Raw genomic sequence first — 25,210 nt, 5'->3', positions numbered from 1 at the left:
TGGGCTATTAGCTCAGGTGGTTAGAGCGCACCCCTGATAAGGGTGAGGTCCCTGGTTCAAGTCCAGGATGGCCCACTTATCAACCGTTGGTAATCATCAATTGTTGATGTCAATGGGGGTATAGCTCAGTTGGTAGAGCGCCTGCTTTGCAAGCAGGATGTCAGCGGTTCGAGTCCGCTTACCTCCACCAAGACCCCGAAAAATAATGAAACGAATTTAGCATCAACACCATAGCTTGGAAAGCAAGTATTAGATGTTGTTGAATGCTGAAAGAGATTTCAGCAAAGCACCTTGAAAACTGTACAAAATAATATTAGATAGTCGAAATTGCTAGGTAGGAAAGTACGAAAAGTACAAACAATCCAAAATAGCCAGTCTGACCTTAAAAAGGTCAAGCTACAAAGGGCTAACGGTGGATACCTAGGCACACAGAGGCGAAGAAGGACGTGGTTACCGACGATACACTCCGGGGAGCTGGAAGCGAGCATTGAGCCGGAGATTTCCGAATGGGGCAACCCTTAATACAGCCATCTGAATATATAGGATGGTATGAGCCAACTCAGCGAATTGAAACATCTTAGTAGCTGAAGGAAGAGAAAGAAAAATCGATTCCCTTAGTAGCGGCGAGCGAAGCGGGAAGAGCCTAAACCAACTGCTTAGGTGGTTGGGGTTGTGGGACAGTAATGTGGACTATAGAGATTAGATGAAGTAGTTGAAAGCTACACCAGAGAAGGTGAAAGTCCTGTAATCGAAAATCAAAGTAGCCTAACTGTATCCCGAGTAGGCCGGAGCACGTGAAATTCCGGTTGAATCAGCGAGGACCACCTCGTAAGGCTAAATACTACTGTGTGACCGATAGTGTAAAAGTACCGCGAGGGAAAGGTGAAAAGAACCCCGGGAGGGGAGTGAAATAGAACATGAAACCGTTAGCCTACAAGCAATGGGAGGACGATTCAACGTCTGACCGTGTGCCTGTTGAAGAATGAGCCGGCGACTTACAGGCTGTGGCAGGTTAAGGTGAAAAGCCGAAGCCAAAGTGAAAACGAGTCTGAATAGGGCGTTAGTCACAGTTTGTAGACCCGAACCCGGGTGATCTAACCATGGCCAGGATGAAGCTTGGGTAATACCAAGTGGAGGTCCGAACCGACTTCTGTTGAAAAAGGAGCGGATGAGCTGTGGTTAGGGGTGAAATGCCAATCGAACCCGGAGCTAGCTGGTTCTCCCCGAAATGTGTTTAGGCGCAGCGGTTGATAAAGCTTATACAGGGGTAAAGCACTGTTTCGCTGCGGGCTGCGAGAGCGGTACCAAAGTGAGACAAACTAAGAATACTGTATAAAAAGCAACCAGTAAGACGGTGGGGGATAAGCTTCATCGTCGAGAGGGAAACAGCCCAGACCGCCAGCTAAGGTCCCAAAATACTTGCTAAGTGATAAAGGAGGTGGGAGTGCATAGACAACCAGGAGGTTTGCCTAGAAGCAGCAATCCTTGAAAGAGTGCGTAATAGCTCACTGGTCAAGCGCTCCTGCGCCGAAAATGAACGGGGCTAAGCAAGTTACCGAAGCTGCGGGATAATATCTATCGATACTATCGGTAGGGGAGCGTTCTATATGGTGTGAAGCATTAGCGGCAAGCAGGTGTGGACTGTATAGAAGTGAGAATGTCGGCTTAAGTAGCGAAAATATGTGTGAGAATCACATACCCCGAAACCCCAAGGGTTCCTCCGGAAGGCTCGTCCGCGGAGGGTTAGTCGGGACCTAAGGCGAGGCCGAAAGGCGTAGTCGATGGACATGAGGTTAATATTCCTCAACTCTTATGTGGGAGCACAACTATGACGCATGAAAGATAGCTACACCCTGAATGGATTGGGAGGAAACCACGGTTTCCGCGTAGTTAAGGATAGTGCCTAGAAAAGCTAGTTGTGTGTTGAAAGCATAGGACCCGTACCCGAAACCGACACAGGTGGGGTGGTAGAGTATACCGAGGGGCGCGAGGTAACTCTCTCTAAGGAACTCGGCAAAATTGCTCCGTAACTTTGGGATAAGGAGTGCCAGCGAGAGCTGGTCGCAGTGAAGAGGCCCAGGCGACTGTTTACCAAAAACACAGGTCTCTGCCAACTCGTAAGAGGATGTATAGGGGCTGACGCCTGCCCAGTGCCGGAAGGTTAAGGAAGTTGGTTAGCTTCGGCGAAGCTGACGACTGAAGCCCCGGTGAACGGCGGCCGTAACTATAACGGTCCTAAGGTAGCGAAATTCCTTGTCGGGTAAGTTCCGACCCGCACGAAAGGCGTAACGATCTGGGCACTGTCTCGGAGAGAGGCTCGGCGAAATAGGATTGTCTGTGAAGATACGGACTACCTGCACCTGGACAGAAAGACCCTATGAAGCTTTACTGTAGCTTGGTATTGGGTTCGGGCTTTGTTTGCGCAGGATAGGTGGGAGACGTTGAGATTACCCTTGTGGGGGTAATGGAGTCAATGGTGAGATACCACTCTAACAAGGCTAGAATTCTAACTTTAAACCGTGAATCCGGTGAAAGGACAGTATCAGGTGGGCAGTTTGACTGGGGCGGTCGCCTCCTAAATGATAACGGAGGCGCACAAAGGTTTCCTCAGGCTGGTTGGAAATCAGCCATTGAGTGCAAAAGCATAAGGAAGCTTGACTGCGAGACTTACAAGTCAAGCAGGGACGAAAGTCGGTTTTAGTGATCCGACGGCGCTGCGTGGAAGGGCCGTCGCTCAACGGATAAAAGTTACTCTAGGGATAACAGGCTGATCTCCCCCAAGAGTTCACATCGACGGGGAGGTTTGGCACCTCGATGTCGGCTCATCGCAACCTGGGGCTGAAGTAGGTCCCAAGGGTTGGGCTGTTCGCCCATTAAAGCGGTACGTGAGCTGGGTTCAGAACGTCGTGAGACAGTTCGGTCCATATCCGGTGCAGGCGCAAGAGCATTGAGAGGATTCTTCCTTAGTACGAGAGGACCGGGAAGGACGCACCGCTGGTGTACCTGTTATCGTGCCAACGGTAAACGCAGGGTAGCCAAGTGCGGAGCGGATAACCGCTGAAAGCATCTAAGTGGGAAGCCCACCTCAAGATGAGTGCTCTCATGGAGTTAATCCAGTAAGGTCACGGGAAGAACACCCGTTAATAGGCATTAGGTGGAAGCGTGGCAACATGTGAAGCCGAGATGTCCTAACAGACCGAGGGCTTGTCCTTGATGGTTAGACGAAAGATTTCGATAAACTAATAGAGATTTTGTACAGTCTTGAGGGTGTGAATACACACCACTGCTTGGTGTTTCTAGCATAGTGGAACCACACTGATTCCATCCCGAACTCAGATGTGAAACGCTATAGCGGCGACGATACCTGTGGGGTAGCCTGCCGGGAAAATAGTCCAATGCCAAGCTTCTCTCTTATTTAAAACTGAATACCTTATTCTTCTTCTTTATTTTTCTTGCAAGCCCTCCCTTTACTGGTAGAGGGCTTTATTTTTTCTCTTTACCTATTATGTAGAAGTAGAATTTGAATAAATAGTTAGGTAATTGGATGAAGCGAATCTACTGGAGTTGTGTGTTTGGATGTTTGGCTGTACTTGCTACTACTAGTCGGGCGATCGCCAATGAAGAGATGTACCGACCTGTTAGCATTCGCTCAGGACAAGAAATTAATGAACGCCTCTCTGAGCGTGATATCCCCACAGGAGAAGGTGGGTTTGCTCGCGATTATGTTGTTAATCTCCAGGCTGGGGATCAAGTTGCCATTGACTTGATTTCAAATGATTTTGATACAATTGTACAACTGCTTACGGAAGATGGCTCGACCATTGCAGAAAACGACGATGCTCCAGATGGCACAACAAACTCGTTACTGTTTGTTCGAATTAACGAACCTGGAAAATATACTGTGCGAGTAAGGGCTTTTGGTGAGACGGGTAGTGGAAATTTTTCTTTGAAGGTGACTCGTCTACAACCAGTTCGCGAATAGAGACGCACTGATTAGAGAAAAAACCTCTGTCCATTCCACTGTGGCGCCATAGGTATCACCTGTGTGTCCTTTGAATTTTTTTGCAAACCAATGGCAGATGGTGATCGCCCAAAAGCAAGAACAAAAATTACTGAGAAGCCAAATTAACCACTGGGCCAAAGGAAGCACAAAATAAGTAATACCCAACAATATCAATAGGGGAAAGATGCTCCACCAAAAATCTGGATAAAGCTTAAAATGCTTGCGATGGAACGCTCCCTTCCCTTCGGCTTTGAGATAGGGATAAAAGGCGATCGCCATCACTTGGGCCCAGCGTCCCCAAGCAGGTATCGTCAAAATCAACCAATAACTACCCACATTAAAACCTTCAAGAGCTGCCACTTTAAGTAAAAGAATTAGAACCCCGGCCATTACGCCAAAAGCTCCAGATACACTATCAGCCATCACGACAAGGCGCTTTTGGGGGTCAGGAACAGCAAGGCCATCGGCGCTATCCATCGCCCCATCAAGATGCAACCCTCCCGTTAAACTGACCCAGAGAGCAACGGTGCTTGTCGCGGTGAGTAGAGAAGGAGTGCCTACATAACTTAATCCCCAGAAAGTACCACTCAAAAGAGCTCCCAACCCCAAACCGATCCAAGGACACCACCGGGCGATACGGATAAAGCTCGGCCGAAAAATTTGGGGGATTGGTATAACCGTGTAAAAAATGATCGCTCCCAATAGTGATCGCCACCATTGCACCAGACTAGAAAAAAAACGAATCATAGATTTTGGGAGACCAAGATTGGCAATCTGTAGATGTCAAAATTCAAACCTTAAGCTAAGATTATGGCGAGGCATTGGAAACCGTTAATGAACATCCGCCGCCAGAACACCAAGGCAACGCTGTAAAATGACGGTCCTTCCCCTTGGCCGCTAGCTTTTTTACAAGTGAAATGACAATCGCATAGGCTCATCCTCATGTGATGGTGCTCACTCACTGGCTGTGCCCACGTCAGATTATGGATTATTGTCTTTCAGTTTGTCATCTTTTTGTTTGCCCTTAATTAATTCCCATGAGTCATCAATGTCATCCTCCTTCTCTGCCTGCTCCCTGCGTGGTTTCTACCGGCATTCTTGTGAACAAGAGTGACATCAAGCGTCTTCTTCAAGATCTGACATGGGTTCGCTATGACCATTGCCTTGATGGTGAAGTCAAAGAACAGGGCGAAGGTTGGATCGTAGAAGTATTTGACGATGAGCAACAGGCGACCTTGGTAGTCAATCAGTCCCTTTATCTCAATTTGCATAGTTTTGACTACTTAGTCCTAAAACAAGCAGAAGCGGGAAAAACCTATTTTGAGTTGGTGCAAGACAATCGAATATTACGTCTAGATCCCGTTGAGCATCCTCAAGCTGGCCCACTGACCGAAAAGATTGTCCAGGAGAGCACCCTAGAAGAAATGGTGACTCAGGTTCTCTCTGCCCGTTGGGATGTCCATCTGGATGATGAACATTTTAATTTCTAGGTTCTGTTTCCTGAAGTCGGTAGAATAGGCGGGGGTTCATCACCCTCGTTTTTCATTTTTATTGAACCATTCGGAAAGTTTTCTGTGAGTCATTTTCATTTTTCGCTCCAAAAAGAATGTCCCCAAACAAAAGCCCGGGTAGGAGTCTTTCAGACGCCCCATGGCATTGTAGAAACACCGCGGTTTATGCCAGTGGGGACCCTAGCGAATGTGAAAGGAATTACACCAGATCATTTAAACCAGGCCCAGGCCCATATGGTGCTGTCCAATACGTATCACCTCCACCTGCAGCCTGGGGAAGATATTGTGCAAAAAGCAGGGGGACTGCATAAATTTATGGCCTGGGATAAGCCTATTTTGACCGATTCAGGCGGTTTTCAGGTTTTTAGTCTCAGTGAAATGCGCAAAATTCGGGAAGAGGGGGTTGTGTTTCGATCGCCTAAGGATGGCCGCTTGATCGATATGACCCCAGAGCGTTCAATTCAAATTCAAAATGCCTTGGGGGCGGATGTGATTATGGCCTTTGATGAATGCCCACCAGGGGATGCGGGCCGGGAGGCGGTGGAAGCAGCCACTGCGAGGACTTATCGCTGGTTAGAGCGTTGTATTCAAGCTCATCAACGGGATGATCAAGCGCTATTTGGCATCGTTCAAGGGGGAATTTTCCTCGATCTGCGATCGCAAGCAGCGGCAGATTTAACAAAGCTCGATTTGCCCGGCTATGCCATTGGTGGGGTCAGTGTGGGGGAATCGCCGGAAAATATCCGCAAGGTGGTACAACATACAGCACCGCTATTGCCTCAGAACAAAATTCGCTATCTGATGGGGGTGGGGACTTATCGAGAAATGGCCCAGGCGATCGCCGCTGGAATTGATGTGTTTGACTGCGTAATCCCGACACGCTTAGGTCGCCATGGAGCTGCCCTGGTTAGAGGTGACCGCTGGAATTTAAAAAATGCGCAGTTTAAAGAAGATTTTCGGCCCTTAGATGAAACGTGCCCCTGCTACACTTGCCAGAATTTTTCGCGAGCCTATTTACACCATTTAATTAAAGCTAAAGAAATGTTAGCTTACATGCTTCTTTCTTTACACAACGTTACAGAATTAATTCAATTTACAGTACGAATTCGGGCGTCAATTTTAAGTGATCGCTTTGTCGAAGAATTCGGTGAATGGCTAGAACCCGAACCAACTCATGCTAGGATTGACTGCAAACCATAAGAAAAATCAGTTCAACAAGGAAATATATGGAAGCGGCATTATTACTTGCGAAACTACCTGAGGCCTACTCGATTTTCGATCCCCTCGTGGATGTTTTGCCCCTCATTCCTTTGTTCTTCTTACTGCTCGCGTTTGTCTGGCAGGCAGCGGTCGGTTTTAAATAAATCGCTATTCCCAAACAACTCAAAAGAGTACAGAAGAAAGCATCCCCTAGGGGATGCTTTTGTTATTTTTGGTGACGAAATGTAACAGAATTTAGGGGCGATTCATAATTGCTTTTTGAAAGGCGGGGCGATCGCCCAGGCGCTGAAGGTAGGCTTGGATGCTGGGATAAACACTCAAATCCACATCCTGGAACATCAATGGAATATAGGCGAGGAGAGAACCCACAGCGACATCCGCCACGGTAAAGTTGGCTCCTAGCAGATAGGGCGATTTTTGGAGCATCTCATTGAGGGGCTGTAAATAGCGAGCCATCACCGCATGGCGATTTTCGGAAGGGGTCAAACCCATCGCCAAGGTTGAATTGGCAAACAAGACCCATTGGTAGGCGATCGCCTTTCCTTCCGGCTCCTTCGGCAGTTGACCAAATTTTTCTGCCAAATAGAGCAAAATCGCCCCTGATTCTGCAAGGGTAAAATCACCATCAGTGATCACCGGAACTTTGCCAAAGGGGTTGAGCCCCAAGAAATCTGGTTGTTGGTGTTCACCCTTTTGCATATCTAGCAGCACAAATTCATAGTCTGCCCCTAGTTCTTCAAGGTACCAGCGGACAATTGAGGCCCGACTACGTGCCCCTCCATAGAGTTTCAGCATAATTTATCCAAAGTTTATGGACGCGAACGAAATGACTTAAAGGACAGTATGGGTGTAAGCATGTTGCTTGACGTTGTCCTCAGCACTGACGATATTAACCTGATTGAGTACCCGCTTCTTCGCCGTGGAGTGGTTAAACTGCTGATAGATTTCTCCGAGGGAAATATAAGTCTGGGCTTCAGGACGGCGTTTATAGGTACGGGCAGCCGCTGCCGTTCGTTCGGGGAAATCATCGGGAATCTGTACATTCTCACCAAAGGCGCTCGGAATTTTAATGCCTTGGGTTGTCAAAATCTCATCGAGGCTTAAAGCTTGGGCTAAACGGTAAGAAGTAGGAATGCCTTTGAGGAGTGCTTCGAGGGCGGCTGAGGGGATGGGTTCAAGGACACTTATTTCTTGTACTTCTCCTTCTGCTCGTACAAAGCAAGTGGCCACCCCAAATACACAATAATCATGATTTGCTAGGGCATAGGTCTGAAAGAAATTTTGTAGGGTAGACATAGAGATTTTTACTTATTTTAAAAATAAATATTATTTTTCCCATTGATCCTAACAACGGGATTGATTAGGAGAGAAAGAAAGAAAGGATTCTTTAATTGCCAGTAGAGCGACTGCTGTCATTGAATATTTAAGGATTGTGTCGCTTTATCTTTAGGGCTAAAAATCATAAAAATCCCCACTTACACTAAAGAAAGGGAAAACCCCAAGCCCGCAGTGGTCAAGGAGGAAATTATGGCGATCGCCACGGTCAATCCCACAACCGGAGAAATAGTACAGCGCTTCCAAGCCTTAACTGCGACGGAGATCAATCACAAATTGGCAATCGCCCAAGCTGCATTTCAGCAATATCGACTAACCAGTTTTGCCCAGCGACGCCAGTGGCTCGAAAATGCAGCCTTGATCCTAGAGCAAGATGCAGAAAAGTTTGCAACGATTATGACCCTGGAGATGGGAAAGACGAAAAAAAGTGCGATCGCCGAAGCCGAGAAATGTGCCCTCGTTTGTCGTTACTACGCAGAGCATGGTGAACAGTTCTTGGCTAACGAATATGCCGAAACCCAAGCCATAAAAAGTTATGTTTCCTACCAACCCCTGGGCGTTATTTTGGCAGTGATGCCCTGGAATTTTCCCTTTTGGCAAGTGTTTCGCTTCGCGGCCCCCGCTTTGATGGCAGGCAATGGGGCGGTCTTAAAACATGCTTCTAATGTGCCCCAATGTGCTTTGGCGGTGGCTGAAATTTTCACCCAAGCTGGGGTGCCTGAAGGCGTCTTTCAAACATTGCTGATCGATGCATCCCAGGTAGAACAGGTGATCACAGACCCCCGCATCAAAGCCGCTACCCTAACGGGCAGTGAACCTGCCGGGGCTAGTTTGGCTCGCTTAGCAGGCCAAGAAATTAAACCTACTTTGCTGGAATTGGGGGGAAGTGATCCGTTTATTGTTTTGCCATCGGCGGATCTCGAGGAAGCGGTAGCGGTGGGGACAGTAGCTCGGACAATGAACAATGGTCAATCTTGTATCGCAGCCAAACGCTTTATTCTCCATGAGGCGATCGCCCAGACTTTCCTGACCAAGTTCCAAGCGCAGTTTGCCAACCTAAAAGTGGGCGACCCCATGGCGCCAGATACGGACATTGGCCCCCTCGCCACGGCGGAAATTTTAAGAGATATTGTGAATCAAGTAGACCGAGCGATTGCCTCTGGGGCAAGAGTGCTAGTTGGTGGTCAGCCCTTAGAAAGCCCCGGTTATTTCTACCCGCCGACGATTTTGACAGATATTCCCCCAGGGGCTGCGATTCTTCAGGAGGAACTGTTTGGGCCTGTCGCCATGGTGTTTATTGTCAAAAATATAGACCAGGCGATCGCCCTGGCGAATGATATTCCCTTCGGCCTAGGAGCGAGCGCTTGGACGAAGGACCTGGCAGAACAGGAACGCTTGATTCGTGACCTGGAGGCGGGGGCCGTATTTATCAATGCCCTAGTTAAATCGGATCCCCGTCTGCCTTTTGGGGGAATTAAACGCTCTGGCTATGGGCGAGAATTGGGAATATCTGGGATTCGCGCCTTTGTGAATGCTAAAACCGTCTCCGTTAACTAGCCATTCTAGATCACAATCATTTGGTGCCTGAGGAGGCGATCGCCCATGAATACCGCAGAACTGTTGATTCAATGCTTAGAAAATGAAGGGGTAGAGTATATTTTCGGTCTACCAGGGGAGGAAAATCTCCAGATTCTTGAAGCCCTCAAGAACTCTACAATTCGCTTTATTACCGTGCGCCATGAACAGGGGGCCGCTTTTATGGCCGATGTTTACGGTCGTCTCACGGGCAAGGCGGGGGTTTGTTTATCGACCCTGGGGCCTGGGGCCACGAATTTGATGACTGGGGTCGCCGATGCCAACCTCGATGGGGCGCCCCTAATCGCGATTACCGGTCAAGTGGGTACCGACCGGATGCACATTGAATCCCACCAATATCTAGACCTCGTGGCGATGTTTGCACCTGTGACCAAGTGGAATAAACAGATTGTTCGCCCCAATACGACCCCAGAAATTGTCCGCCGCGCCTTTAAAATTGCCCAGCAGGAAAAACCGGGAGCCGTCCATATCGATCTACCCGAAAACATTGCTGCCATGGCCGTAGAGGGACAACCTCTCCAGCGGGATGGCCGGGACAAAATCTATGCAGCGAGTCGGAGTGTGAACCGCGCTGCCGAGGCGATCGCCTCGGCAAAAAATCCACTGATTTTGGCGGGTAATGGTGTAATCCGGGCCGGAGCCGCCGAAGCCCTCACAAATTTTGCCTCCCAACTCAATATTCCCGTGGTCAATACCTTCATGGGCAAGGGGGCGATTCCCTATAGTCATCCTCTTGCCCTCTGGACTGTCGGTCTCCAACAGCGAGATTTTGTCACCTGTGCCTTTGAACAGAGCGATCTGGTAATTGCCGTTGGCTATGATCTGATCGAATATTCCCCCAAACGTTGGAACCCAGATGGCACAACCCCCATAATTCACATCGGTGAAACTGCTGCTGAAATTGACAGCAGTTATATTCCCCTCACAGAAGTTGTTGGAGACATGGTCAATGCTTTAACAGAAATTGGCAAATGCACAGACCGGAGTGGGAAAGCGGCCCCCAAATCTCTTAGTCTGCGGGCAGAGATTCGCGATGACTATGAACACTACAGCAAGGATGATCTTTTTCCGGTGAAGCCCCAAAAAATCATCTATGATCTGCGCCAAGTGATGGCTCCGGAGGATATTGTCATCGCCGATGTGGGGGCTCACAAAATGTGGATGGCGAGGCAATACCATTGCGATCGCCCGAATACTTGTCTCATTTCCAATGGGTTTGCAGCAATGGGTTTTGCGATTCCGGGGGCGGTGGCTGCAAAGTTAGTCCATCCCCAAAGAAATGTGGTGGCTGTCACAGGGGATGGCGGCTTTATGATGAATTGCCAAGAGCTAGAGACAGCCCTGCGCATCGGGGCAAACTTTGTCACACTCATTTTTAACGACGGTGGCTATGGACTGATTGGCTGGAAGCAAATTAATCAATTCGGGGCATCCGCCTTTGTGGAATTTGGCAACCCAGATTTCGTAAAATTTGCCGAAAGCATGGGCCTCAAAGGATACCGGATCACCAGCGCTGCTGAGTTAATACCAACCCTCAAGGAAGCCCTCGCCCAATCGGTCCCCGCTGTCATTGATTGCCCTGTGGACTACAGCGAAAATGTAAAATTCTCCCAAAAAGCGGGGGACTTAATCTGTCGGATGTAGGAGAGTCGCATATTGGGGGTGTAACTCTACGACGCGACCGATAATGGCGATCGCCGGAGCTGAAAAACCCGTTTTCTCTACTTTCTCGACGATATCACCGAGGTTTCCCAACAGCTCCTCTTGGTCGGGACGGGTGCCCCAACGGATGAGGGCAATGGGCGTGTCTATGGTTAATCCACCCGCAAGTAATTGGGGAATAATTTGGCAAAGATTATGGATGCCCATGTAAATGACTAAGGTTTCTGAACCCTGGGCGATCGCCTGCCAATTCACCTGGGGTTGATATTTCCCAGCTGCCTCATGGCCCGTCACAAAAGTCGCCGAACAACTATAACCACGGCTAGTGAGGGGGATCCCGCAATAAGCTGGAGCTGCAATCCCCGAAGTGATGCCAGGCACGACTTCTACGGGAACATTCGCCGCCCGCAGATCTGCCATTTCTTCACCCCCCCGACCAAATACGAAGGGGTCACCCCCCTTGAGCCGGACAACAATTGCCTTTTCTTTCGCTTTTTCAATGAGGAGCTGTGTGGTTTCTGTCTGATTGAGGGAATGTCTCCCGCGACGCTTCCCGGCATCAATGCGCTCTGCTTGGGGGTTGATCATCGCCAAGATCGGTTCGCTCACCAGGGCATCATAGACGACAACATCGGCCATTTCGAGGAGGGTTTTACCCTTGAGTGTCAGGAGGCCCGGATCACCAGGACCAGCACCCACCAAATAAACTTTGCCAACGGGACTGCTTGGGGTCATAAAATTCGTTGCGCGGAATTGATAAAAGCCAAGAAAGACAAGAGCTTAATAGAGTAGTCCACATTACCATGACCACTTTTTTTCTCTGTATCTTTAACTGCTTTTTCACGCTTTTGCAGGGCTGAAAAAAGAGCAAGTAATTTCGCCTATGGTACAGATTTTGGGAACATTGCCCTGGGAAAAGGCAAAAGTGCCTACCCAAATTTGCCTCTACTCATCATTGTCCTGGGAAGGATACCAGAGTAAGCGTACGGCCAGAGCTGTAAACCCGATCGCCGCGAGACCTTTGAGGACTTGGGCCGGAATAAAAACCGCAACGGCTCCCCCCGCAAGCACCCCCAAGAGACTGGTAGTAATCAAGGCAGTTACAGAACCAAAAAAGACAGCAACGGGAGATTTGGAACTGCCCCCGAGGGCGATCGCCGCCAACTGGCTCTTGTCGCCAATCTCAGCCAGAAAAATAGTGATAAAAGTAAGACCGAGGAGTTGCCAATCAATTTCTGCCATCGTTTTGAAATATTGCTGGGAAAAATTTAGGTTGAATGATGCAAACTTGTGCCCTAGTGCCAAAAACAAAGATTTGGATGGTGGACGGTGATTATGGGGCCAGCATATCCACAATCAGTAAGCCAGCAATCACCAGCAATAAAACCCCCACCACCATGTCTAACACATCGGGGGCGAGCTTCCGGGCTAACCAGTAACCAATGATCACCCCCAACAAACTGGTGGCAATGAGAGCGAGAGCGGCCCCCAAAAAAACGACCCAGGGGGACGCTGCTTGGGCTGAAATCAAAAGGGTCGCCAGTTGGGTTTTGTCTCCCATTTCGGCGATAAAAATAGTCAGGAACGTGGAACCAAAAATGGTCCAAATGCTCCAGCTTTTGGCTGATTTGGGGGAGTGACTGGCCGTCATATTGCGTGGAAAAATGATGAAATCATCGGCTAGTTTATCAGTTATTTCCGGTAAATATGAAAAAAAAGTGAAGAAATAGGCCCCCCGGGGAATGTGATGGGAGAGGCTAGGAGGTGATTTTCTCAGGATTCTGGGGGGAATTATGAGGCGATCGCCCGAGGGCAAAAAGGAGAGTCGGTGTACCCCCAATCAACCCCCAACCCAGCCAATGCCGAAAGCTGTAACCTTTACGCCATGAGACAATGGCCGCCAAAAATCCCATGAAACAATGGAGGCTTGCGAGGAGCCAAACCCGATAATCAAAAAGAAGCGCTTGCATAGTGATCGTGGTATAACCTTTAGAAACCATGTTACATTTCGCAACCAATAATCAATGACATCAGTTTCTGTGCGCCCTAGTGCCACAACCCTTTTAGAAAAGCATCCAAATCTGCGGTTACGGGATATCCTCGATACATTGCCCCGGTCCGTCTATGAAATAAATCCACTAAAAGCTTGGTCTAGGGTGCTCTTAAGTGTGGCGGCGGTGGTAGGTAGCTACGCCCTCTTAGCGATCGCCCCCTGGTATTTACTCCTGCCCGTTTGGTTTTTGACTGGAACTGCCCTAACGGGTTTTTTTGTAATTGGCCATGATTGCGGACACCGTTCCTTTGCCCGGAAAAATTGGGTAAACAATTTGGTGGGACACTTCGCCTTTTTACCACTGATTTACCCCTTCCATGCCTGGCGCATTCTCCATAACCATCACCACCGCTACACCAATAACATGGATGAGGATAATGCTTGGGCGCCCTTTACCCCTGAGCTTTATGACAGCTCGCCAGCACTCATTCGTATTGTCTACCGCGCGATCCGGGGTAAGCTCTGGTGGCTTGCGTCGATTATCCACCAGCTAAAGCTGCACTTTAACTGGTTCCAGTTTGAAGGTAAGCAACGGGAACAGGTGCGCTTTTCAGCATTATTTGTAATTATTGCCGGGGCGATCGCCTTTCCAGTGATGTTCTATACCCTCGGCGTTTGGGGGGTGGTGAAGTTTTGGCTGATGCCTTGGATTGGGTATCATTTCTGGATGAGCACCTTTACCCTTGTGCACCACACTGTTCCAGAAATTCCCTTTAGCTACCGCAGCCAATGGAACGAGGCGATCGCCCAACTGTCTGGCACCGTGCACTGTGACTACCCCAAATGGGTTGAAGTCCTTTGCCATGACATTAATGTTCATGTGCCCCACCACCTTTCCACTGGCATTCCTTCCTACAATCTCCGCAAGGCCTACGCCAGCATCAAAGAGCACTGGGGTGACTATCTCTATGAAACTAAGTTTTCCTGGGATTTGATGAAAGCCATCACCGAAGAATGTCACCTCTACGATCCAGAGCGCAACTATATGTCTTTTGCGCAGCACCAGAAGCGCTAATCCTTTTAAAAAACAATTTTTAAAAACGTTTTTTAGCCTAAAGCTCGACACACCCTAGTTTCTGGGGTGTTTTTTATTGCACCCCAGAAACTAGGGTGTGTTGCGGCAGCGGATAAAGGGATAGAGGCGGTTTTTGGTATGTTAATAGGAACCTTCCCCTAGCCCTAGCTATTCTGTGAAAAGGAGAGAATTACTTACTCGCCTGGGCCCAAACACGGGTCGGTAGGCCCCAAATGTAAATAAAGCCTTCCGCTGCTTCATGGTTGAAGCGGTCATCAGCACCATAGGTTGCCAAATCTGGTGTATAGATCGATTTTTCTGAACGACGACCAACGATTCTCGCCGTGCCCTTATGAAGTTTGAGGCGAACAACCCCCGTCACCCGCGCCTGGGTCTGGTTGATAAATGCATCCACCGCCTGTTTTAGGGGTGAGAACCATAGGCCACGATAAATCAGCTCCGAATAAGTCTGTTCCATACCGCGCTTGTATTGGGTAACATCAGCCGTCAAAGTAAGGCTTTCAAGATCTCGGTGGGCATCAATCAGGACGCACATTGCTGGAGATTCATAAATTTCGCGGGATTTAATGCCGACAACACGATTTTCAATCATGTCAATGCGACCAATGCCATGGTTGCCAACGATTTCATTCAGTTTAGACACCAGCTCGATGGGGCCAAGGGCATCTCCGTTCACACTGACCGGAATACCTGCTTCAAAGCCAATCTCCAAATATTCCGGTTCGTCTGGGGTATCGGCGATCGCCTTCACCATTTCAAAGACTTCCTCCGGGGGTTCGCACATCGGATCTTCCAGGGGGCCAGCTTCGATACTGCGGCCAAGCAGGTTTTTATCGATGCTAAAAGGAGACGATTTTTTCACTGGGGAAGGAATTCCAAATTTTTCTCCATAGGCGATCGTCTCTTCACGACTCATACCCCACTCCCGTGCTGGGGCGAGGACTTTGATGTCGGGGTTCTGGGCCAAAATACCCAGGTCAAAGCGCACTTGGTCATTCCCTTTGGCCGTACAACCATGGGCAACAGCATCAGCACCATATTTATCAGCGGCCCGGACAAGCATTTTGGCAATTAAGGGGCGGGCAAGGGCTGTGGCGAGGGGATAACGATTTTCGTATAGGGCATTGGCCTTAATTGCAGGAAAAGCGTAGTCGGTGATAAATTCGGCACGACCATCTTCAACGAGAGAAATGGAGGCGCCAGAATCTAAGGCTTTTTGTTGAATTGGGCCTAGTTCCTCACCCTGTCCCAAGTCCGCTGCTAAGGTAATCACTTCCTTAACACCCCATTCTTCCATGAGATAGGGGATGCAAACGGATGTATCAACGCCGCCGGAGTAGGCGAGGACAACTTTTTCTGCGCGACCCATAGTCTTAAATACCGTATATAGATGAATCAAGGCAGATTATAGCCTGACACTGCCTCGGAAAAGGTCTGAACGGCACGGAGTTTTGCCCCCATCAGGGAATGGTGACAGGCGATCGCCTGGCGGTGCTATGTCGAACAGCCACAGTCCAGTAAGAATCGCAACATTTTGTAGTAATGTAAATGAGCCGCAGAGACTGCTATTGATCAAACATTGCCCATGACATCAGAACAGACCGGAAACTTAGTCCAGCCGATTCCCGTCGAGCAAATTCAAAAACTACTACCGCACCGCTACCCTTTTTCTCTGGTAGACCGCATCCTGGAATATGTCCCCGGTGAAAAAGCTGTGGGTTTAAAAAATGTCACTTTCAACGAGCCTCATTTTCAGGGGCATATCCCCAACCATCCCATCATGCCAGGGGTGCTTATGGTAGAGGCCATGGCCCAAGTCGGTGGGTTTATTTTGACCCAGATGCCAGGGATGGAAGATAGTTTTTTTGCCTTTGCCGGGATTGATAAAGTACGTTTCCGTCGCCCGGTTGTTCCCGGTGATCAGTTGATCATGACGGTGGAACTACTGACCGTCAAAGCTAAACGCATCGCGAAGATGAAAGGGTTTGGCACGGTAGATGGTCAAGTGGCAGTGGAAGGGGAAATGCTTTTTTCACGGCTGAATTTTGAGTAACTGGGCCAAAAGTCCACTAAATTATTATGGAGCAAACTGGAGAATTCATTTGAGTACTCTGATTCATCCGACGGCGGTGGTTCACCCCAACGCCCAAATTCATCCAACGGTGCAAATTGGCCCCTATGCTGTGATCGGGGAGCATGTGGTGATCGGCGCGGAAACGGTGATTGATGCCCATGTGGTGATTGATGGCCATACGCATATTGGTGTGGGTAATCGTTTTTATCCGGGGGCGGCGATCGGTTTGGAACCGCAAGACCTTAAATACCAGGGGGCAGCGAGTCTGGTAAAAATTGGCGATCGCAATACATTTCGTGAATACGTGACGGTGAACCGGGCAACGGCAGTAGGGGAAAAAACAGTCATTGGTGACAATAACCTCCTAATGGCCTATGTCCATGTGGCTCACAATTGTGCCTTAGAAAATAACATTATCATCGCCAATAATGTGGCGATCGCCGGCCATGTGGAGATTGAGTCCCGGGCGGTTATTGGCGGGATGTTGGGGATTCACCAGTTTGTTCGCATTGGCAAAATGGCAATGCTGGGCGGTATGAGCCGTATTGATCGAGATGTGCCACCATTTATGCTAGTGGAAGGGAATCCCTCGAAGGTGCGCTCACTGAATCTGGTCGGTCTGAAGCGCAGTGGCCTATCTAGCGATGAGATGGGCTTGTTGAAACAGGCTTTCCGACTCCTATACCGCTCTGATCTAAAAACCGCTGAAGCGATCGCCAAATTTACCGAAATAGGTGACCATGAACACCTGCGCCACCTGCAACAATTCCTCGAAAAGGCCCTTGATCCAAGTCGTCGGGGTTTAATTCCGGGAAAACGGAGTTAGTTCCCCATGCATATTTTTATCAGCACAGGAGAAGTATCCGGCGATCTCCAGGGGAGCCTTTTGGTGGAAGCCCTATTTCGCCAAGCCGAAGCCTTAGACATTGACCTAAAGATTACAGCTTTGGGCGGCGATCGCATGGCAAAGGCTGGGGCAATGCTGTTGGGTAATACCACAAAAATTGGTTCCATTGGCCTCATTGAAGCTCTCCCTTTTATCATTCCGACGCTCCGCTTGCAGCGACGGGCCAAAAAATATCTCCAGGAAAACCCACCAGATATTCTCATTTTGATTGATTATGTGGGACCAAATTTGGCAATTGGTGAGTTTATTCGTCGTCATTTACCCCAGGTGCCTGTGATTTATTACATTGCTCCCCAGGCTTGGGTTTGGTCTTTTGAAGGGCGGTGTACCCAATGGCTGACCAAGGCGTTGGAGCACAGTGAGGCCGTCGCTAGAGTAACGGATCGAATTCTTGCTATTTTTCCCGAAGAAGCTCGTTATTTTGCTGAATATGGCGTCGATGTGAAGTGGGTTGGCCATCCCCTGGTGGGGCATATGGCGAAATACCCGCCGAAGCCCATTGCCCGTGAACAGCTTGGATTAAACCCAGATCAGACTATCGTCACTCTTTTGCCCGCGTCTCGCCGCCAGGAGCTTAAGTACCTTTTGCCCGTAATTGTTAAGGCGGCACAGAATATTCAACAGCAGATCCCTGGGGTGAAATTTTTAGTCCCTGTGGCTTTGCCGCAATACCGCAAAACCCTCGAAGATGCGGTTAATGGGGCCGGTTTAAATGCGATTTTGATCGAGGATCCCCAACAAGTACCTTTGGCGATCGCCGCTGCTGATTTGGCGATCACCAAATCAGGCACAGTGAATCTTGAGATTGCCCTCCTAAATGTGCCCCAGGTGGTGCTCTATAAGGTGCACCCATTCACCTACTGGCTGTCTCATATTGTCTTGAAGTTTTCAATCCCCTTTATGTGCCCAGTCAACTTAATGCTCATGCGGGCGATCGTTCCTGAACTGCTGCAGCATGAGGCAAGCGCCGATCGGATTACCCAAGAATCCCTTGCTTTTTTCCGTAACCCGGAGCGACGGGAGCAGCTTTTGCACGATTATGCAGAAATGCGCGCCGCCATGGGGGATGGTTCTACCTGTGATGTGGCGGCGATCGATATTCTGAATTACTCTACTGCCAAAATCTGAGGGCAAATCTAGCTATCACCAGATTTTTTTGGATCGTTAAATTGGGCTTTTGCTTGGATGTAAATGTCTTTGTCAATTACTGTGGCGCCCATTTCTTCAGCGAGTTTTTCGATCTTTCCCTTTGCAAAGCGTCGCACAAAAAAGGGGATTTTTTTAAAGAGCTCTTTGGCTTCATCAGTCCATTCCATGGGTTTAATCTCGGTAAAGGTCGCAAATATTCCACTAAAAAGATTATTGTCTGGTGCGAATCCTGTCGAGCAGGTCACTAAAGGGTTGCCAGTTATTTTCGGTGGCGATCGCCTCCCAAACGGATTCAATCACTGGGCGCAGCAAGGCTGTCTTGGGGTTTTGGGTAGTTAGGCGATCGCCCATTTGCGTCAACTCTCCCTCTGGCATTTCCTGTAAGGCCCGTTGATAAAGGCCTTGCCATTGCTCAAACAGTGACCCGGAGAGATCGCTGTTTTCCAAGATTGTTTCAGGGTGCGATCGCCAGGCATGGTTAAATTGAGCCGCTAACTGGAAGAAAAAGTCATGGTAGCCCGTCTGGGTTTCTGCCAATAACTTCAGCGTGAGGGCAAATAAATCTGTCCCCAAGTCACTGGGCAGGGTCTCAAACCCTAATTTACGCAACATTAACGCCTGGTAAGTCTGGGTATATTCCGCGTCATATTCCCCTAGGCCCGCCGCCAAATCTTGCTTATCCATCACCAGGGCAAGGGGCATCTGCAACGCTTCCAAATTCAGGCGACAGATCATCGGTTGGTTGCCATAGCTATATCGGCCGCTGTAGTCAAAGTAAGCCGCCGTAAACTTGTGATCATAGCTGGGAATAAAAGCATAGGGGCCATAATCAAAACTTTCCCCCGTAATCGCCATATTGTCCGTATTTAATACCCCGTGGCAAAAACCTGCCACCATCCATTGGGCCGTCAACTGCGCCACCCGCTTCACCAAATCGGCGTAAAACAGGGCATAGGCATCGGGATCACCAACATATTCACTGTAGTAATGTTCCACCACATGGTCGAGGAGCTGCTGCAATAAATCCCGCCGTTGCAAATAATAGAGCCGCTCAAAAGTGCCAAAACGAATATGCGATCGCTGAAACCTGACCATTACCGAAGACCGGGTGGGCGAAGGTTCATCACCCCGCCAGAGGGATTCCCCCGTTTCAATCAGACTCAAGCAGCGGGAAGTGTTTACTCCCAGTTGGTGCAACGCTTCTGCGGCCAGAACTTCTCGGACACCGCCCTTGAGGGTTAAACGGCCATCGCCATTGCGGGAATAGGGGGTCTGGCCAGAACCCTTGGTGCCCAGGTCATAGAGCAAGCCATCGGCGGCCCGCACCTGTCCGTAGAGAAAACCCCGCCCGTCACCCAACTGAGGATTGTACTGGCCAAACTGATAGCCGTGGTAACACATGGCCCGCAGGGGGTGGGGCGCTTGGAATTGGCCAAAGGCTTCGATAAAATCTTGATCTTCCACCTGGGCCGGATCTAAGCCCAATTTCTCTAAAATTGCATCGTTGCGGAACCGGAGCTCATGGTGGGGAAAGTCCGCCGCTGTCACCACGTCAGATAGGCGATCGCCCAGGCTTGCAAATGCTTGCTCATAGGGCAAACAAACGAGGGGATTTTGGGTGAGCTCACTGATGGGGGCCATGGGCGTACAATTAAACTAAAAAGCATTAAGGGATATTATGGCAGATCCGATTATGTACCAAGTGGATGGTTATGTGGTGTTGCGCCACGACCACCCGGAGCAATTGATGGAGCCGGACGAAATCCGCACCTTTTTCCATGATCTGTTTGCAGCCCAACCGGATTTACTGCCTACGGAATTAGCGTCATTGCCTTCCCAGACAGCACAAATTGAAAAACTTCTCGAAGATTATTGTGAACTGGATATCGAGGAGGGCTTTTTGCAGTGGTATGCGGTGCGCTTTGAGAAATAGGGCATCCTTATCCCCACATCCCTCTAAATCTCCCTTCGCAAGAGAGACTTTTTGTTCCCTGCTGGGGAGGGTTCTAATCGGCCCATTGCTGCTGGAGTTGTTGAATAAAGGCAAAACGCACATCTTCCCCGGTTTCGATCAGGGTTACATCAGGATGATCAGGAGTCAAGAAATCGAGGCCCACTTCCCGCCCAGAGATCAGAAATTCCGTTGCTGCCACCCGATAAATTCGTTGGGGATCTAAGGGGCGATCGCCTATCTGCCATGTTTGAGCATCCGGGATCAAGGTGACCCCTGCCATTTGCAAATAGCCGCCTGTACCTTGGTTCGCCAAACCCTGATTAAGAATCCGTTCTAGGGTTTGCCCTTTGATATCAACGGTGGCTAAGTTCCCACCAAAGGGCAAAATCCGAATCACATCATATTGGGAAATCGGGCCGGGGGGCAGCACATCATCTACACGAATCGAACCGCCATTAAAAAAAGCCAATTCTGCCGTCGGGGTTGCCGTTAACATCGATTGGGCAATAATTTCCGTTAAAGCAGTCCCTTGATTCCGCACCGAACTTTCTAAACCATCTAGGGCAATTGGGCTTTCAGTAACGATCTGTTCCGGCTCAAAACCGTTGGCACGGAAACCATCGAAAGCCAGTTGTTGCCAATGATTTACCACCTGTTCTATCGCTGGATCGGGGGCGATCGCCTCTGTGATGGGTTGTAGACGCGATTGAATAGTTAGTTGCTCAGTTTCGGTGTCATAGCTGAGATGATGGATATACACCGTGCGGGCGTTGGCATCGGCCTTAAAAATCGGTGTAAAGTCGGCGCCGCGCCATTGTTGAATATTTTCATGTTCGTGGCCCCCCAAAATGAGATCAATTTCTGGGATATTTTCAGCGAGGTAATGGTCATCCTGAATTGCAAGGTGCGTTACCGCCACAATTACATCAGTTTTAGGGGCCAATTCCGCCACCAGCTTAGTCATCTGTTCACGGGGATTGAGGTAGGTGACATAGTTCGCAGGATTGCTAGGAATCGTCACCCCCACAAAACCGACCTGCACTGGCGTTCCCGCCTCACCATAAATCGTTTTGATCACATAGGGCGGTACATTCTCCCAGGGTTCACCGGTGGCCGTCAGTACATTGCCTGAAAACCACTGAAACTCTGACTCCGACAGCCGTTGCTGAAACTGGGTTTCACTCAAATCGAATTCATGGTTCCCAAAGGTTGCCAAATCTAGGCCGGCCTGATTCATCACATCGACGATATGTTTCCCCGCCAGGCGATCGCCATTTACGACTGCTGTACCCAAGGCCGACGGACTTAGGAGATCCCCCGCTAGCACCGTGAACGTTTGGGCGTTTTCTTCGCGGAGCTGATGGCGCAATGTTGCCAGTCTAGCCAAGCCGCCAATGGTCCCCCCAGCGATGGGGGTAATTTCATAGACATCATTGAGGTGGAGCAACTGGAATTGCACGGTTTCCGCCCAGAGGGGCAATGGGGCGATCGCCCAGCTCATAACCGTACCCAGTAGCAGCAGGGGAGAGCGGCAAACTTTAGCAAAAACGTCACAAATCATCAGTCAATATCCACCATCTAGCAACGATCCTTTCATCATGGGTGAGGTTGCGAAAAATGGAGGGCGATCGCTCATAATTTTTGACATTTCGCTAGGGGCGAAATTCCTTAGATTGGTGGCACACGTCTATCTGTTTCGAGATCGCGTAAAATCGTCTCCTCCTGGGGCGGCACCTGGTCTGGCTGAAAAATCGTCTTCAGAGCCGTTTCTAAATTACGGGCCATCACAATTTGATTTTCATAGACAACGATCACCCGAGCAAGGGTTGGTACACTATTTTCATCCGCTTCTAGATAGAGGGGTTCCACATAGAGCAGCGATTGTTCAATGGGAATCACCAATAAATTTCCCTGTACTGCCCGCGATCCTTCCCGATCCCAGAGGGAAATCTGCTGGGAAATAATGGGGTCTTGTTTGATCAGTGCTTCGATTTGGTCGGGGCCATAGACCAGTTTTTGTTTCGGGAATTGATAGAGCAAGAGCTTGCCATATTCGTCGCCATCAGCCCGCCCCGCTAACCAGGCGATCAAGTTCGGGCGACTGGTGGGAGTGTAAGGATGGAGGAGGATAAATTCTTCTGTGGCTACCGTCGGGAAACGCATGATTAGATAATAGGGGGCGATCGGCTGGGATTCGCTGCCATATAGTTCTTGGGGAATTTCCCATTGATCTTCGCGATTGTAGAAGACCTGAGGATCCTGCATGTGGTAGCTCAAGAGCCGCTCCGACTGCACCTTAAAAAAGTCGGTGGGATAGCGCAGATGGCTCTTGAGATTGCCCGGCAACTCATTTAAAGGGCGAAATAATTCTGGAAAAGCTTTTTCCCAAGTTTGAATCATCGGATCAGTGGGATCTGCTATGTAAAATCGCACCGTGCCATTGTAGGCATTGATCACCACTTTCACGGAGTTGCGCATGTAATTAAATGGATGCTCCCCAGGATCTGAATAGGGATAGTGATCACTCGTGGTGTAGGCATCGATAATCCAGTGGAGATAATTTTTTTCGCCCAACCGATTCGTTTCCCCTGTGTCAGTCACCACCAAATAAGGGTCATGGTCAAAGCGCAAAAAGGGGGCGATCGCCTGCACCCGTTCATTGATATTGCGCCGCATCAGCAGGCGCGTATTTTCGGTCAAATCATTAGACAATAAAATCCGCCAATCCCGAAGATACTGGGCAAATATCAAACGCTTCAAAGGATTACCAAAATCAATTCCCCCCGTGCCGTCATAGGTGTTGTAGCGATTATCCTCACCACTTGGATAGTCCAGTTCCTGCACCTTGGTATCAGTCATTACATAGTTGTTTGTTAATTCTCCGTAATAGATACGCGGTTGACCAATGGGAATTGCCTCCCGTACCAAGGGGGTCAAGGTGGTTAAATTATCATCATCATCAGTTTCACCGGCGCCGATATCTTGCACATAGTATTGGGGCAATCCAGTAGATTCTGCTCGGTTCACTGGGCTTACCGTAAAACCGTAGCCATGGGTGTAAATGAGATGCTTATTCACCCAGGTTTTGGCCTGTTCTGGTACAGCTTCATAGTCCAATTCCCGAGGCGCGATGATCACCTGTTGTTGGGTCGGCTCTTGATCCGCTTCTAGGCGGAGGGTGTAGCGGTCAATATCTGCATCAAGAAAGCGATAGTATAAGCGAATTTGCTGGAGTTGCCGGTTTGTCTGCAGAACAGGGCGGCTATCCCAGAGGCGAATATTGTCAATGGTGAGGGGATTATTGGCAATATCGGCCGCAGTTAATGCACCATCAGGGTTAAAAACTTTTGATTCGATCGCCCCCAGACCAAAGGCTGCACGGGTCGAGGCGATGCTGTGTTCTAGATAGGGACGCTCTTGGGCCAGTTCATTAGGTTGTACAATGAGCCGCTGACTCGCTACGGAGAGCACTAAACCCGTTACCATCATGCCCAGATATAACCAAATCCCCATGAAAACCTGGGTCTGACGGGGTTGATTCGTGATTTTTTGGCGGCGGCCCTGGTACCAAACGAGACCAAAGCACCAGGAGGCGATCGCCAGGGCAACAAGGGCCAAGAGAGCTTCCACATGCTGGTTTACGTTGATGTTGGTGTAGCCAACCCCATAAACAACACCCAGCTTAGAATACAGTAGCTCATAGCGTGTCAGCCAATGGCGTCCAGCAATGGTGAGGAATAAGCAGCCAGCCAGAAGATCGATATGACAGAGCTGGGCCGGGCTGAAGCCAGGGAATTTGCCCTGGGAAAAACTTTCACCAGACAGAAGGTAACAGAGGGTGACACTCACCAGGGCATAAAGAAACAATCCTTCGAGCCAGAAATCGAGAATTTGCCAAATGGGTAGGGTAAAGACATAAAAGCCTACGTCATGGCCGTAGATCGGCTCCGTTTGTCCGAAATCGATCCTAAACCACCCCTGAAACACCCGTACCCAGTTGTTCGCGAGGATTGTCCCAAAACAGAGGCTCAAGACCACGGCGATCGCCCGCAGAGAAAACCATCGCTGCCACAGGATGCCGCCGATCATCAAGGTGGCGATCGCGACCCGCCAGAGTTGTTGTTGGCTAAATTCCCACAGATTATGTAGCGATTGGAAGGCCAGAAGATCCGGGAGTGTGGGGGTCAACAGGGGTAAACTTGGTTCCCCCTGGCTCATTTCCCAGGCGACAGAACCATAGTGAAACAGCACTAAAACAACCAGTACACTAAATCCCCCCATCAAGAGTAAAAGCCCCCGAAAGCCAATGCTGGGAGAGTCTGTTGGGAGCCTCAGCTGGGGTTTTTGGGTGACCACAAGTTGTTGCCAGGCATCAGAGAAAGAACTACCTTCCTGACCCTTTGAAACACCATCTTCTGAGCGACCGGGCATTGTCTGCCATTGTTGTCGGTTTGCCACTCGATAGTTGAACCAAAGCAAAGCAAAGGAGCAGCCGAAGCCCAAGAGCCACAGGCTGACTTTCAGGATCACCTGCTTTAGGAAAACAGAGCGATAGCCCACCTCCGCAAACCAAAACTGCTCTACTAGGAAGCGGGAAAAGAGCTCAAATAAACCCCAGCTGGCGGCGATCGCACAACCGATATAGATGACAAACGACCATTTTTTACCCATAGTGCCGATTGTATCGACTTGCTGGGACAAAAATCACC

23 protein-coding genes, 2 tRNA genes and 2 rRNA genes are annotated in these 25,210 nt (G+C 49.4%); 15 read left to right on the top strand and 12 right to left on the bottom strand.

The genetic code is table 11. The features are described from left to right. Position 1: 1 nt before the first annotated feature. The 5 genes from ACZ45B_RS12715 to ACZ45B_RS12695 all read left to right on the top strand — a co-directional run bounded on the left by ACZ45B_RS12715 (position 2) and on the right by ACZ45B_RS12695 (position 3,982). Positions 2 to 75 (top strand) — tRNA-Ile (locus ACZ45B_RS12715). A 39-nt stretch (positions 76 to 114) separates the two neighbouring features. Next, positions 115 to 190 (top strand) — tRNA-Ala (locus ACZ45B_RS12710). Between the two features lie 199 nt (positions 191 to 389). Then, positions 390 to 3,212: ribosomal RNA gene (locus ACZ45B_RS12705) — 23S ribosomal RNA — on the top strand. Positions 3,213 to 3,286: 74 nt separating this feature from the next. After that, a 5S ribosomal RNA gene (gene rrf, locus ACZ45B_RS12700) occupies positions 3,287 to 3,404 on the top strand. Between the two features lie 140 nt (positions 3,405 to 3,544). Continuing rightward, positions 3,545 to 3,982, top strand: coding sequence for a PPC domain-containing protein (locus ACZ45B_RS12695; RefSeq protein WP_024546631.1), 438 nt, complete (start codon positions 3,545 to 3,547; stop codon positions 3,980 to 3,982). On the opposite strand, the gene cobS is transcribed toward ACZ45B_RS12695, so the two are convergent. Further along, positions 3,962 to 4,750: an adenosylcobinamide-GDP ribazoletransferase gene (gene cobS / locus ACZ45B_RS12690; protein WP_024546632.1), complete on the bottom strand. Its 789-nt coding sequence runs from the start codon at positions 4,748 to 4,750 to the stop codon at positions 3,962 to 3,964. The genes ACZ45B_RS12695 and cobS overlap by 21 nt on opposite strands. A gap of 290 nt (positions 4,751 to 5,040) precedes the next feature. On the opposite strand from cobS, the gene ACZ45B_RS12685 reads away from it, so the two are divergent. The 3 genes from ACZ45B_RS12685 to ACZ45B_RS12675 all read left to right on the top strand — a co-directional run bounded on the left by ACZ45B_RS12685 (position 5,041) and on the right by ACZ45B_RS12675 (position 6,878). Beyond that, a complete protein-coding gene (locus tag ACZ45B_RS12685) occupies positions 5,041 to 5,493 on the top strand; it encodes a hypothetical protein (protein WP_024546633.1) in 453 nt (150 codons plus the stop codon). Between the two features lie 84 nt (positions 5,494 to 5,577). Next, positions 5,578 to 6,714: a tRNA guanosine(34) transglycosylase Tgt gene (gene tgt / locus ACZ45B_RS12680; protein ID WP_024546634.1), complete on the top strand. Its 1,137-nt coding sequence runs from the start codon at positions 5,578 to 5,580 to the stop codon at positions 6,712 to 6,714. A gap of 26 nt (positions 6,715 to 6,740) precedes the next feature. Continuing rightward, positions 6,741 to 6,878 (top strand): photosystem II reaction center protein K, encoded by a 138-nt coding sequence (locus ACZ45B_RS12675; RefSeq protein ID WP_012308371.1) that lies wholly within the window; start codon positions 6,741 to 6,743, stop codon positions 6,876 to 6,878. A gap of 91 nt (positions 6,879 to 6,969) precedes the next feature. On the opposite strand, the gene ACZ45B_RS12670 is transcribed toward ACZ45B_RS12675, so the two are convergent. Further along, the gene (locus tag ACZ45B_RS12670) at positions 6,970 to 7,530 is read right to left on the bottom strand and encodes a glutathione S-transferase family protein (RefSeq protein WP_024546635.1); all 561 of its coding nucleotides are present in this window, start codon (positions 7,528 to 7,530) and stop codon (positions 6,970 to 6,972) included. A 36-nt stretch (positions 7,531 to 7,566) separates the two neighbouring features. Continuing rightward, positions 7,567 to 8,031 (bottom strand): hypothetical protein, encoded by a 465-nt coding sequence (locus ACZ45B_RS12665; RefSeq protein WP_024546636.1) that lies wholly within the window; start codon positions 8,029 to 8,031, stop codon positions 7,567 to 7,569. Positions 8,032 to 8,262: 231 nt separating this feature from the next. Here ACZ45B_RS12665 and ACZ45B_RS12660 point away from each other — a divergent pair, with 231 nt between their 5' ends. Both ACZ45B_RS12660 and ACZ45B_RS12655 read left to right on the top strand, forming a co-directional pair. Continuing rightward, entirely contained in the window at positions 8,263 to 9,627 is a 1,365-nt protein-coding gene (locus tag ACZ45B_RS12660; protein WP_024546637.1) for an NAD-dependent succinate-semialdehyde dehydrogenase, read from the top strand. A 45-nt stretch (positions 9,628 to 9,672) separates the two neighbouring features. Continuing rightward, positions 9,673 to 11,310, top strand: a complete 1,638-nt coding sequence (locus tag ACZ45B_RS12655) for an acetolactate synthase large subunit (protein WP_024546638.1) — start codon at positions 9,673 to 9,675, stop codon at positions 11,308 to 11,310. On the opposite strand, the gene cobA is transcribed toward ACZ45B_RS12655, so the two are convergent. The 4 genes from cobA to ACZ45B_RS12635 form a co-directional block, all read right to left on the bottom strand. Beyond that, positions 11,293 to 12,063 carry a uroporphyrinogen-III C-methyltransferase gene (gene cobA / locus ACZ45B_RS12650; RefSeq protein ID WP_024546639.1) on the bottom strand — a complete coding sequence of 257 codons (771 nt, stop codon included), beginning with the start codon at positions 12,061 to 12,063 and terminating at the stop codon, positions 11,293 to 11,295. The two genes, ACZ45B_RS12655 and cobA, sit on opposite strands and share 18 nt — an antisense overlap. Positions 12,064 to 12,273: 210 nt before the next feature. Beyond that, on the bottom strand, positions 12,274 to 12,561 hold the full coding sequence (locus tag ACZ45B_RS12645; RefSeq protein WP_024546640.1) for a TMEM165/GDT1 family protein: 288 nt from the start codon (positions 12,559 to 12,561) through the stop codon (positions 12,274 to 12,276). A 100-nt stretch (positions 12,562 to 12,661) separates the two neighbouring features. Continuing rightward, complete coding sequence (locus ACZ45B_RS12640) at positions 12,662 to 12,979, bottom strand: TMEM165/GDT1 family protein (protein ID WP_024546641.1); 318 nt, start codon at positions 12,977 to 12,979, stop codon at positions 12,662 to 12,664. A 106-nt stretch (positions 12,980 to 13,085) separates the two neighbouring features. Further along, positions 13,086 to 13,298 carry a hypothetical protein gene (locus ACZ45B_RS12635; RefSeq protein WP_024546642.1) on the bottom strand — a complete coding sequence of 71 codons (213 nt, stop codon included), beginning with the start codon at positions 13,296 to 13,298 and terminating at the stop codon, positions 13,086 to 13,088. 54 nt (positions 13,299 to 13,352) lie between these two features. Between ACZ45B_RS12635 and ACZ45B_RS12630 the strand changes: the two genes are divergently transcribed. Then, the gene (locus tag ACZ45B_RS12630; RefSeq protein ID WP_024546643.1) at positions 13,353 to 14,396 is read left to right on the top strand and encodes a fatty acid desaturase; all 1,044 of its coding nucleotides are present in this window, start codon (positions 13,353 to 13,355) and stop codon (positions 14,394 to 14,396) included. A gap of 190 nt (positions 14,397 to 14,586) precedes the next feature. Here ACZ45B_RS12630 and ACZ45B_RS12625 read toward each other — a convergent pair whose 3' ends face one another. Continuing rightward, positions 14,587 to 15,786, bottom strand: coding sequence for an argininosuccinate synthase (locus ACZ45B_RS12625; protein WP_024546644.1), 1,200 nt, complete (start codon positions 15,784 to 15,786; stop codon positions 14,587 to 14,589). A 216-nt stretch (positions 15,787 to 16,002) separates the two neighbouring features. On the opposite strand from ACZ45B_RS12625, the gene fabZ reads away from it, so the two are divergent. The 3 genes from fabZ to lpxB are packed head-to-tail and all read left to right on the top strand — an operon-like array spanning position 16,003 to position 18,526. After that, entirely contained in the window at positions 16,003 to 16,470 is a 468-nt protein-coding gene (fabZ, locus tag ACZ45B_RS12620; RefSeq protein WP_024546645.1) for a 3-hydroxyacyl-ACP dehydratase FabZ, read from the top strand. A 49-nt stretch (positions 16,471 to 16,519) separates the two neighbouring features. Then, on the top strand, positions 16,520 to 17,317 hold the full coding sequence (gene lpxA, locus ACZ45B_RS12615) for an acyl-ACP--UDP-N-acetylglucosamine O-acyltransferase (RefSeq protein ID WP_024546646.1): 798 nt from the start codon (positions 16,520 to 16,522) through the stop codon (positions 17,315 to 17,317). Between the two features lie 6 nt (positions 17,318 to 17,323). Further along, the gene (gene lpxB / locus ACZ45B_RS12610; RefSeq protein ID WP_024546647.1) at positions 17,324 to 18,526 is read left to right on the top strand and encodes a lipid-A-disaccharide synthase; all 1,203 of its coding nucleotides are present in this window, start codon (positions 17,324 to 17,326) and stop codon (positions 18,524 to 18,526) included. An 8-nt stretch (positions 18,527 to 18,534) separates the two neighbouring features. Here lpxB and ACZ45B_RS12605 read toward each other — a convergent pair whose 3' ends face one another. Next, positions 18,535 to 18,714, bottom strand: a complete 180-nt coding sequence (locus ACZ45B_RS12605) for a PCP reductase family protein (protein WP_024546648.1) — start codon at positions 18,712 to 18,714, stop codon at positions 18,535 to 18,537. Positions 18,715 to 18,757: 43 nt separating this feature from the next. After that, complete coding sequence (locus ACZ45B_RS12600; protein WP_029681948.1) at positions 18,758 to 20,188, bottom strand: protein adenylyltransferase SelO; 1,431 nt, start codon at positions 20,186 to 20,188, stop codon at positions 18,758 to 18,760. Between the two features lie 37 nt (positions 20,189 to 20,225). On the opposite strand from ACZ45B_RS12600, the gene ACZ45B_RS12595 reads away from it, so the two are divergent. Beyond that, complete coding sequence (locus ACZ45B_RS12595; protein WP_024546650.1) at positions 20,226 to 20,480, top strand: CRR7 family NDH-1 assembly protein; 255 nt, start codon at positions 20,226 to 20,228, stop codon at positions 20,478 to 20,480. Between the two features lie 73 nt (positions 20,481 to 20,553). On the opposite strand, the gene ACZ45B_RS12590 is transcribed toward ACZ45B_RS12595, so the two are convergent. Then, positions 20,554 to 22,062 carry a bifunctional metallophosphatase/5'-nucleotidase gene (locus tag ACZ45B_RS12590; protein WP_029681949.1) on the bottom strand — a complete coding sequence of 503 codons (1,509 nt, stop codon included), beginning with the start codon at positions 22,060 to 22,062 and terminating at the stop codon, positions 20,554 to 20,556. Between the two features lie 107 nt (positions 22,063 to 22,169). After that, positions 22,170 to 25,172: a UPF0182 family protein gene (locus tag ACZ45B_RS12585; protein WP_024546652.1), complete on the bottom strand. Its 3,003-nt coding sequence runs from the start codon at positions 25,170 to 25,172 to the stop codon at positions 22,170 to 22,172. Positions 25,173 to 25,210 lie beyond the last annotated feature (38 nt).

The organism is Picosynechococcus sp. NKBG15041c, assembly GCF_055380235.1.
The sequence above is the reverse complement of the archived record's forward strand: the minus strand, read 5'-3'. Positions and strand labels throughout refer to the sequence as shown.